We start from the raw sequence: 10993 nt of genomic DNA on the forward strand, positions 1-10993 counted from the left end.
CAAATGATTACGAACAATTGTGTATATATTCCCCGCAACAATATTATGAGTATCCGTCGTCCCTGCCATGGCGTAAATTTGTCCATCGATATATTCGTGTTTAATGGGACTTTTTTCTTCAAACTGAAGATATTCTTCTGGAGTGAGATTATTATATTTAGATAGAGCAATCATCGTTTTTTCTGCTAATTACAACTATATTAAGTACCTAAGCAAAATTAATTATACATCTAAGCCGTTAGCCTTTTCCGTAATCAGTAAGCAGTATTAAGTAACAGTAACATTCCCTGATTACTGTTCACCGTTCACCGATAACTGAAAAGTCTCCTCTCTCCGAGTCTCAACTAGGAAATTAACTTTGCAGGATTAGATACCTGTTGAAATACTGTCTAGGGGAACCGGCAAAAAGAGCCTCGAATGGTTAATCTATATGTTATTACTCTTGTAACCCTCTATAACTACTGCTATGACAACCCTAATTGACTATTCAAATATTCAATCTTTACCCGAAGTTTGGTCAATAGTTGCCCAACGTTTCCCCAATATTATCGCTCTGCACGATCCCCACAGTAAACCGGAAGTAATTCTCACCTATCGGGAACTTTATCAACAAATTCAGCAATTTGCCGCCGCTTTGCAAGCATTAGGAGTCACAGAAACCGAAAATGTCGCTTTATTTGCCGATAATAGTCCCCGGTGGTTTATTGCCGACCAAGGTTCCATGGCAGCTGGGGCCGCCAACGCGGTACGATCTGCTCAAGCAGATGCAGAGGAATTAGCCTATATTCTCGCTGATAGTGACAGTCAGACGCTGATTGTCGAAAATAACAAAACTTTAGGCAAATTACTGGCGAAAATCCCTGAATTGCCCCTAAAATTAATCGTGCTGCTCACCGACGAAGACCCCGCTACTGGGGCGATTTCCGTGCAGACCTTAAATTTCAAGCAACTAATGGCGATCGGTGCTGAGAACACCCTTAAACCCATCACCAAGGGCGAAAATGATCTGGCTACCCTCATCTACACATCGGGGACGACGGGACAACCAAAAGGGGTGATGTTAAGTCACGGTAATCTGCTGCATCAGGTACGCAACTTAAACGCTATCTTTCAACCGGATCCAGGCGATCGAGTTTTAAGTATACTACCTTCATGGCACTCCTACGAGCGCAGTTGTGAGTATTTCAGTCTAGCTCAAGGTTGCACCCAGATTTATACCAGTATTCGCACTTTTAAGCAGGATTTAAAGCAATTTAGTCCGCAATTAATGGTGGGAGTTCCCCGTCTTTGGGAATCTCTTTACGAGGGTATCCAAAAGCAATTTAGCGAACAATCGGCCACAAAACAGAAATTAGTGCGATTTTTGCTAGAAAAATCGGAAAAGTACGTTATTGCTAAACGTATCGCTGATAATCTCAGTCTAGATCACCTTCACGCTTCCGGGATCGAAAGACTAAAAGCAAGAATTCAATCCCTCTTACTCTATCCCCTCCATGCCATCGGTGATAAGCTAGTTTATGGCAAAATTCGCCAAGCAGTGGGAAATAAAGTTAAAATCTTGGTTAGTGGGGGTGGTTCCTTAGCCAGACATCTAGATACTTTCTATGAGATTGCCGGAATCCCGATTTTAGTTGGTTATGGACTGACAGAAACTTCTCCCGTCGCTACCGTCCGTCGTATCGATCATAACCTGCGCGGGTCTGCCGGTCGTCCCGTCTTTCAGACAGAAATCTGTATTGTCGATTTACACAGCAAAGAAGTCCTACCCACAGAAAAACACGGTTTAGTCTTGATTCGTGGTCCGCAGGTGATGCAGGGATACTATAAAAAACCGGAAGCAACCGACAAAGCGATTTCTCCCGATGGTTGGTTTGATAGCGGTGATATTGGTTGGTTAACCGCTGCCGGGGATTTAGTCTTAACTGGACGGGCCAAAGATACAATTGTTTTGAGCAATGGTGAAAATATCGAACCGCAACCGATTGAAGATGCTTGTTTACGCAGTCCCTTTATCTCCCAAATTATGCTAGTGGGACAGGATCAAAAAGCTTTGGGGGCTTTGATCGTGCCTAATCTTGATATACTGGCCAATTGGGCGCAAGAACAGAAAATATCCTTAAATTTACCCGATCTTCACAGCGATCGCTCAACGATTCTTTCCAGCGATCTCTACAGCAAAAAAGTCTTAGATCTCTACCAACAAGAATTAAAGCGCGAGGTGAGAAATCGGCCCGGTTATCGTACCGATGACCAGATTAAAACCTTTGAGTTAATTTTAGAGCCTTTTTCCCTAGAAAACGGCATGATGACCCAAACTTTAAAGATTAAACGACCGGTAGTAACGCAACGCTATCGCGATATGATTAACGAGATGTTTGCCAAGTAAATATTTCTGGCAAATATTCCCTAAACCCTTGACAAAAAAACCTTTTTAGGATAAGCAAATCATGGATGACGCACAAACCAGTTTATTACTGAAGCGCCCGGTGACAATTAAAGTCATCGTGACTCCGCGCTGGAAAGAAGAAGCACAACAGCAATTACAAGCACAAATGGTGCAAATTGATGCACAAATTCAACAATTAGAAACCCAAGGACAAAGAGCGATCGCAGAAATTCAGCGTCAGAGTCTGATCCCCTTACCCCCCGCGGCTGCCCAACAGATTGACAATATTCAAATCCAAGTCAATCAACAGAAAAGTGAGTTTCTCGAACAAAAAAACCAGTATCTGCAACAACTGCAACAGATACAACTCTTGGAACTCAATCAAGAAGTCGCCCAAGCACAACTAGAAAGCTTTTTCCGCGTCGAAAAAGGCGATAACTTAGTGGCCAAAATGAATGTGGAACTCGTCCTTAGAGATGGCATCGTCGAAGAAATTCGCGGCGAAATTTAAAGCTAGGGTGAGCAGTTACGGGTCATTGTCAACTTAACCCTTAAAATCGGCAATAGCAAGGGGTATTCTCCCTTGCTCACCCAGAAAACCGTCCCTAGTTCACATCACCCCTGACAGGACTTGATCAGACCTTAAAAATATATTAAGATTCTTTATCGATCGCCCGGACACACTCGCTTATATTGTCGTATAACTTCAGATCTCCATCGACTCACCCTGAATTAGATCCTATAAATATGGAATCTCTATGCTTTCTTTCTTACCCACTATTCTTTTAGCTCAGTCCGCCTCGGTTCTGCCCCAGATAGAGAGGAAATTAATCACCCAATATCAGGAAGTGCGTCAGTTGCCCGGTCAACTAAATGACGTTCTAGTTTTTAATAGCAATAGTCCCGAAGTGGTAGAAAAAGAGGGAATTCTCCTCTCCACTTTCCCCGGTAAAGGAAAACGTTTTCCCATAGCCCATCTCAATCATCCCCTACAAGGACGTTTTGACGTTTTCACCCACCACATCGCTCGTCAAACCGATCCCATCCGCGACCTACACCAGGGACTGATCGTTACTAATCCCACCTCCAAAAACCTCGTTATCCGCATCCTGCAAGGAGTCAGTTACGTCACCTCCGCCGATGCCCCTTTTGTCGATTTACCCTCTCTGGTGGAAGATCCCAACGGCCGGGTTTTTTCCGGTCCCGGTTCCCGTTTAGCCAGCGATATCATGCGTCGTCGCCATGATACCCAATTTCCCACCCAGATCGTCATTCCCCCCGGCGAAAGTCGGATGCTCTTGGATCTAGTTATCCCCAGAAGCAGCGCTCGCTCGACTCTGCTGCGTCTCTACAGCGATGGCCCTATCTATATGGCTAATTTAGCCCTCTATGAAGTTCCCCAAAAAGTCAAAATCGAAGATCGGGAAATAGAAACCTTTCGTCCCCCTATCCTAGAGGAATGGCGTACCCTATTAGTTAGAGGTGATTTAGCCGCTCCTCGTGATTTTCCCCCCACTCCCCCTGATCAGTGGTCTCCCGGAAGAAGAAATTTTTATGGTCGCGTGGCCGGAATTTCTGTCGGTTCGGAATGGGCAACCCGCATTGTCGATCCCAAAGGGGGAATTAATCTCACCATTCCTCAACCCGGTCAAGCTTTTGCCTATCCTTTAAGTACGGTGACAGCAGCTACTTTCGGAACCAGACAAATTCAAAGCGCCCCCATGTTAGTGCGTTATCCCGATACGGCTTTTAAAGCTCACGGTAACTACGGTGTTCACTACTATCTGACTTTACCTCTATATAACAACACTAGCAAAACCCAGGTGGTGGCTTTGACTATTCAAACCCCAATTAAAGAAGATAATTATCTCGATCGCTTGCTATTTGTTGAACCCGTCCAGGGACCGGTATTTTTCCGGGGTGCAGTGCGCGTTACCTATCGTAACGAACTGGGACGCACCGAGGAACGTTTTTTCCATCTCGTTCAACGGGAAGGACAACAGGGAGAAGCTTTAGTACAGATAGAACTTCCCCCCGGCGCCCGACGCGACGTTAATCTCGATTTTCTCTATCCCCCCGATGCCACCCCCCCCCAAGTTTTGAGCGTTAAAACGTTGAAATAGATAGTTTTTCTCGAAAAGTTAACGGCTGATTGTCGGTAAAAATAAGTAAGATAAGTAGGTGGGTATTAAAAACTTTCAGATGCCCCCCTTATTAAGGGGGGACTAAGGGGGGATCGGCAACCCCCCTTATTAAGGGGGGACTAAGGGGGGATCGGCAACCCCCCTTATTAAGGGGGGACTAAGGGGGGATCGGCAACCCTCCTTATCAAGGGGGGCTAGGGGGGATCGAACCTAAAATCCGTTTTTAATTTAATTATAACCAGCTACTTACACTGATATTAATCTCTCTCTGGGAATTAGCCGATGGATATTAGCAAAACTTGCTTTATTTGCTGCTTATTATCTCAATTTTTGGGCAATGCAGCCGCGAGTTTAGCCGTGACTAAACTCGATTTTGATACCAGTCAACCCCTAAGAAATCAAGTGATTAAATCGGGGAAAATTAAGGTACAAGTTAGCTATCAACCCATCGACCTAAACGAGAAAATTGATGACAATTCTGATCTTAATAATGTTTCTTATCAAATCTTTTATAACGAGCAACTTTATCAGCAAAATAGCGGGTATAGTGCCTTTGGATCTGGCTATGTGGAATTAAGAGATTTAGATAATAATGGCATCGATGAGATTATCATCTCCACCTATAGCGGCGGCGCTCACTGCTGCACATCTTTGGTAATTTATACTTGGCAAAAAGATAGATTTATTAGAGAAGAAACGGGATTTTTAGATGGTAGTGGTGGTTCTTTTGAAGATTTAGATGGAGATAATAATTATGAATTTATTACCGTTGATAATTCTTTTTTATATGCTTTTAGTTCCTACGCTGCCTCTTTTCCTCCCTCCAAAATTTATACTTTTCAACAGGGTAAATTAGCAGATGTCACTAGAAAATATCCCCAAGAATTAAGAAAAACTTTAGCAGCAATGCTGAAAGCTTTTCAGTTAGCTAAAAAAGAAAAAGGCGAAGTTAATGGCATTTTGGCTGGTTATGTGGCACAGAAAATTATACTAGGAGAATACGAAGAAGCTTGGCAATTTCTTCTCACTAATTATGATAAACACTCCGATTGGGGTCTCGATATCCATGGCGAAAATACAGTGATCGGAAAATATCCAGACTTTCCCACTGCTCTGAGCGCTTTTCTACTGAAAAATGGCTATTTATCTGAAAATAAAAACAATAAAAAATAGCAAACGCTGTGAACAACTATGTTAAAGAAAGTTAATTATCTGCGATCGCTATTTTGTTTTCTTGCTACAATTCTCTGGATTAGTCCTCTAGGGATTAACTCTAGTCTCGCTGTCAATGATAATTGTCAACTGTCCGAATCAGAAATCCAACAACAAGAAAATCTCCGTCAAACCTCGCCCCAAGAATATAACATCTTAGTACAGAAATATGCTGAACAATTGCGCTTTTGCCGTTCCCGACACTGGTTACAGGAACAGGCGATCTGGTTACGTCTCTACTCCTGTGATAGCCGTCCCGGATCTATGGAAAGTATCCTCGATCGCATCGTGGCCAAAGGTTATAATACAGTTTATGTGGAAGTTTTTGCCGATGGTCAAGTCCTATTACCTCCTAACAATAATCCCACCGTTTGGGATAGCGTCATTAAAAATCCCAGTGCCGGAAATGTCGATTTATTAGCACAGGCAATCGAACAGGGACATAAACGCGGTTTAAAGGTTTATGCTTGGTTATTTAGCCTCAATTTTGGCTATGCTTATAGCTTAAAACCCTATCGAGAGGAGGTATTAGCACGCAATGGTAAAGGACAAGATAGCACCTCTTTTGTCGATGATCAATCCCAAACTTTTGTCGATCCCTACAGCAATCAAGCGCGACAGGATTATTTAATTCTCCTAGAAGCCATTTTACAACGTCGTCCCGATGGAGTTTTATTTGATTATATTCGCTATCCCAGAGGAACGGGAGTCGATTCCGTTGCTGATGATGTCAAAGATTTATGGATTTTTAGTCCGGCATCCCGACAAGCTTTAATTAATCGAGGATTGAATAATAAGGGCAAATTTTTAATCGATCGCTATCTGACTCGTGGGCAAATTTCCCCCGATGATATCGTCGAAGCCGACCTCCTTTATCCCCAAGAAACCGCCCCTCTTTGGCAAGGAAGAATACCTTTAGAGGAGGAGATGAAACAATCAGTTAAAAGTCGTTTTGATCGCCTCAAATTAGAACTTTGGTTCCTAGCGGTTGCCCATGCTGCCCAGGGTGTCATTGATTATATTAGTTATTTTTCCGCCCTAGTAGAAGGTCAGGGAATTCCCGCCGGAGCAGTGTTTTTTCCCGATGGGAATCGTCTTGTGGGTAATCAAGGTTTTGATTCCCGTTTACAAGCTTGGGATAGTTTTCCCGCTTCCCTAGAATGGCATCCCATGTCCTACGCTAATTGTAACGATACTACCTGTGTAGTTAATCAGATCAAAAGAGTAGTAGAAAGCAGGGGAAATCAAACTCCTGTTATCCCAGCTTTAGCCGGTTTATGGGGACAACCCTATAACAATCGTCCCTCCTTAGAAGTGCAAATGGCAGCGATTCGCCTAGCTTTTCCCACCATAGATAGTATCAGTCATTTTGCTTTTTCTTGGCAAGAACCACAATTCGATCGAGCCCGAAGATTTTGTTAAATGTAACCCGATTTATACCTCCACCTTCACTTCCTCTGTCTCTGTTTTTTCCTGTGGTGGGGGAACTATCAAAGGCGGCAGTTCTGGTTCGGCGGTGTTGAGAGTCGGCGTAATATCGACGTAGTTAATCACCGCCCCTAAAATTTTCACTTCCGCTTCTGTTAACTGGTCAGTTGCTTCACTCAAGAGACTAGAACGAGTTATGGGCGGGCGCGTTACCAGAATAATCCCGTCCGCTAGTTCTTCTAAGAGCAGCGCATCATTACAGCTAGACAGAGAAGGAGTATCGACAATCACCAGATCGAAACGGCCGCTAGAATCTTTGAGAATCAATTGTAATTCGCTCGATTCAATGATAGCTGCCGCTTGTTTTTGCGGACCGGGACTAGGCAAAATGGAAAGGTTTTCTATATTTGGGGCCAGCCGGATCGATTTACTTTTTGCCCCGTAGTAAAGTAGGGGTTCTCGGAAAGAATTGGGATCGGGAGTGACTCCGATTTCTTCGGACTTAGAAGGACTTCTCAGATCTCCTTCGACTAACAGAGTCCGTCGGCCCGCTAAAGCCGCGGCGATGGCCAGATTATAGGCAGTGGCGGTTTTCCCCTCTCCGCCAGTAATACTGGTGACAACAACCACTTTCACCTTTTCGCTGCCGCCAACAAGTCGCAGGGTACTGCGTAAACGTTCGTAGTAGGGGAGATAATTGGCATTAGCATCGGCGAGAATCGGATCGATTTCCTCGCCCTCTAAATTCCGGACAATGGGCAATTGTCCCAAGAGTAGTATATCCTGACTAACCAAAGCTTCCCGCAATTCTTGGGGACTGTGCAGGCGATCATCGATCACTGCTAACAGCAGGATCACACCCAATCCGGCTAAAGTTCCCAAACCAGCACCCGCCAAGAGAATCAAGAGACGATTCTTGCGGTTAAACACCTGTTCGATCGGTTCAGCGACCGGCGGTTGGGCGACGGTGAGACTACCCACGGTTTCCGCTTCTGCGGCCTGAGCATCCACCAGCGCATTGAGAATATTCTCGTAGATACCCCTTTGAAAGGCGACGGCTTGGGTTAAACGAGCTTGCTGTAGCTGTTTATCGGGGAATTTCTCGTATTGGGAGCGTAATTGCTGTTCCTGAGTCACTAAGGATTCTAATTGTTTCATCAAACCCTCGCGCTGAGTTTGCAGGGCGACTAATTGACCCGCTAGTTGTTGACGGGCGGCATCGAGATTACTTTGCTGACGGATGCGATTGCTGGGAAGAGAGGTCAGGACACCATCTTTTCCGATCACCTCGGCGGCTCTTTTTTGTAAGAGAGATTCGTTAACTTCCTGTTGCTTGCGTAATTTAACTACGGCGGGATGTTCGGGACGTAAATCCTTCTCTAGTCGCTCCAATTGGGCCTCTGTGTCCAAGATCTGCGCTCGGATACTGGCAATAATCGGGTCGGCACTAAGGGCTGAGGAGGTGTAGGCCTGATCGGGAGTTAAATCGAGTTGTTTACTCAGACTATCAATTTGTCCTTGAATGCCTTGCAGTCCTAGACGAATTTCTCGCTGTTGCTGTTGACTACTGGTGATAGCGGCGAATAAACTCCCATCTTGAATGGCCAGTAAATCTGAACCCTGGCTACTAATGTAGCGATAAAATTTTTCTTCGGCTCTGGTTAAATCTTTTTGGACTTCGTTAAGCCGGACACCGAGAGCTTCTATGCGGGCGCGTAACTGGGAAGTATTAATCCAGCGACTGTATTCCACCATTTCCTTCATCAAGGTTTCGAGAATTAACTCCGCCTTGGCCCGGGAGTCGGCCGTTAACTCTAAAAGCACCTCTTGGGGTTGATCGCTATTATTTTTTCCCGCCGCTTCACCCGGGAAGGTGATTTTTAAATCTTGATCGCGAATTTTAACGAGCTGTTCTTGATTAAATTGCAATTTTTTGGCTGTATTGATCAATACTCGGGGAGATAGCAGTAAATCGCGATCGATAGCCCGTCCTTGTTCTTGCAGTTGGGTTCCCGTACTGGTAAAAGCTGGCGGCGGTACCCGATAGGCTAGTTGTCCCACCGCCCGATAAAATGTGGGGGGTTTCTCTGGATCGGGGAGGAGAGCAAAGATCGCAGAACCACCTAAACAGACGAGGAAGACGAATATTCCCACAAATTTGTTCTGATCTAGCGAGATGAGAAATCGTTTAACAATTGGTAGAGCCATAGCTTTTTAATATATTCCCAGATTTTTTACATTTTAGCGGTCAAGAGTTATTCTCGTCCTTGAAATCCTAGCTTATGAAGTTGTGTTAAGGAGTGAAGGGAGCAAGTTGCACCTCAATTATTGAAGTTATTGAATTGATTGCCAAAGTCGAGAATTGTATTGGTAAAACTGGAAATATCCCGAATGGGTTGGGTAATGATATTAAAAGCGGCGAAAATTTCCCCTAATAGGGTGCGGGTGACGATAATTACGTCTTGATCTTCTAAGGGAATATTTTGGGAGATATCTCCCCTAACTGCCGCTATCGGACTCAAAGTTTGACTAACAATTCCCCCTTTGGCACTGTCAAAACGTAGCAGGGACACTTCATTGACATTAATCCGCAGGCGATCGGAAACCGGTAAACTAGCCACCACATCGAGGAAGGTACTGCCATTAGGAATCGAAACATTTCTCAGGGAAATTCCCGAAGGAATTGAGGGAGCTAAAACCCTGACGGTAATATTCTGCTGGGCGAGGGTGGTTCTAGCCACCAACGTGCGATTATATCCCGTTTCTTGGCCCACTTCTAACTTGGAAACAACCACGGCATCACCTCCTTGCAGACGCAGATCTGGCAAGCGTTCCCCCTTAATCAAGGGAGTATAAAGGTCAAGTTTCTCCTCTAACACTGTACCATCGACTAAAACCCGACGGACAAGGATCGAACGCAGATCGGCTCTGGGAGTGCCACCACCCGCTGCCAAAATTACCTGTACTAGGGAAGTATTAGGAGCAATACTATAAAACCCCGGTCGCTGTACCTCTCCCAGAATGGTCAACTGGACGGGACGGGCAGTGGTTAGAACAGCAATGACTTCTGGTTCCTCCCGCAAGTATTTTCGCCCCAATTCGAGGCGGATTTTAGTTTGCACTTCGTCTAAAGTCAAGCCGAGTACCGGAATGCGGCCTAAAATCGGCACTAGAAAATTCCCATCGGGATCCACCGGACTTGCGGAATTAAATTCGGGAAAATCAGGAACCGAGACAGTAATTTGATCGCCTATATCGAGTCGATAGGTCTGAATTTGTCGGGATTGGGGATTATTGGGAGAGTAAACCGGTGGACTGTAGCCAGCGGGGGGAATCGTGTTTTCAGGAAAGGTGGGATTAGGCGGTTCGGGGGGCAAAAATTCTAACCCAGATCCGGGTTGAGTCTGGGGAATGGACAAAGGACCCTGGGCCTTGAGGCTCTCGGAGGGAATTACCCATAAGAACCCTGTCAGACTAAACCCTGATAAGGCTATGGCCCCGGTTCTGAATAAACCAACTGGCAAAAACTTGTTGAGCATTGGTGGAATCATCGAAAATTTGGGTCTGAAACCCCGCCGTTTTACGGCGGCTTTACCGTTAAATACTAGCGCATTTAGACGATATATTCTAGAATGTGAGGCATGGAAAAAGCCTATTCGTTTCGATTTTACCCCACACCAACACAAGAGTCGCTATTGCGGCGCACATTGGGCTGTGTAAGATTAGTTTACAATAAAGCTCTCCACGAACGAACACAAGCATGGTATGAAAGACAAGAAAGAGTAGGATATGCTGAAACTTCTTCAATGCTAACCGATTGGAA

At 44.9% G+C, this 10993-nt stretch carries 9 protein-coding genes; 6 read left to right on the top strand and 3 right to left on the bottom strand.

The annotated features are described in order from the left end of the window. A partial coding sequence (locus tag PN470_RS04100; RefSeq protein ID WP_272103770.1) for a Uma2 family endonuclease occupies window positions 1-174 on the bottom strand: 174 nt, incomplete at its 3' end. 292 nt (window positions 175-466) lie between these two features. Here PN470_RS04100 and PN470_RS04105 point away from each other — a divergent pair. The 5 genes from PN470_RS04105 (at window position 467) to PN470_RS04125 (ending at window position 7164) form a co-directional block, all read left to right on the top strand. Then, a complete protein-coding gene (locus PN470_RS04105) occupies window positions 467-2386 on the top strand; it encodes a long-chain fatty acid--CoA ligase (RefSeq protein ID WP_271937857.1) in 1920 nt (639 codons plus the stop codon). 61 nt (window positions 2387-2447) lie between these two features. Then, the gene (locus tag PN470_RS04110) at window positions 2448-2897 is read left to right on the top strand and encodes a YlqD family protein (protein WP_002755701.1); all 450 of its coding nucleotides are present in this window, start codon (window positions 2448-2450) and stop codon (window positions 2895-2897) included. Between the two features lie 247 nt (window positions 2898-3144). After that, the gene (locus PN470_RS04115) at window positions 3145-4509 is read left to right on the top strand and encodes a DUF3370 domain-containing protein (protein ID WP_002737389.1); all 1365 of its coding nucleotides are present in this window, start codon (window positions 3145-3147) and stop codon (window positions 4507-4509) included. Window positions 4510-4812: 303 nt separating this feature from the next. Then, the gene (locus tag PN470_RS04120) at window positions 4813-5703 is read left to right on the top strand and encodes a hypothetical protein (RefSeq protein ID WP_002735334.1); all 891 of its coding nucleotides are present in this window, start codon (window positions 4813-4815) and stop codon (window positions 5701-5703) included. A gap of 18 nt (window positions 5704-5721) precedes the next feature. After that, window positions 5722-7164, top strand: a complete 1443-nt coding sequence (locus tag PN470_RS04125) for a family 10 glycosylhydrolase (protein WP_271937850.1) — start codon at window positions 5722-5724, stop codon at window positions 7162-7164. A gap of 12 nt (window positions 7165-7176) precedes the next feature. Here the strand turns inward: PN470_RS04125 and PN470_RS04130 are convergent, their stop codons facing one another. Then, entirely contained in the window at window positions 7177-9378 is a 2202-nt protein-coding gene (locus tag PN470_RS04130) for a GumC family protein (protein ID WP_272103765.1), read from the bottom strand. A gap of 113 nt (window positions 9379-9491) precedes the next feature. Continuing rightward, the gene (locus PN470_RS04135) at window positions 9492-10709 is read right to left on the bottom strand and encodes a polysaccharide biosynthesis/export family protein (protein ID WP_002773033.1); all 1218 of its coding nucleotides are present in this window, start codon (window positions 10707-10709) and stop codon (window positions 9492-9494) included. Window positions 10710-10811: 102 nt separating this feature from the next. On the opposite strand from PN470_RS04135, the gene PN470_RS04140 reads away from it, so the two are divergent. After that, on the top strand, window positions 10812-10993 hold a 182-nt coding region (locus PN470_RS04140; protein ID WP_272103768.1), incomplete at its 3' end, for a helix-turn-helix domain-containing protein.

Source organism: Microcystis sp. CS-574 (assembly GCF_028329095.1).
GTDB lineage: Bacteria > Cyanobacteriota > Cyanobacteriia > Cyanobacteriales > Microcystaceae > Microcystis > Microcystis ichthyoblabe_A.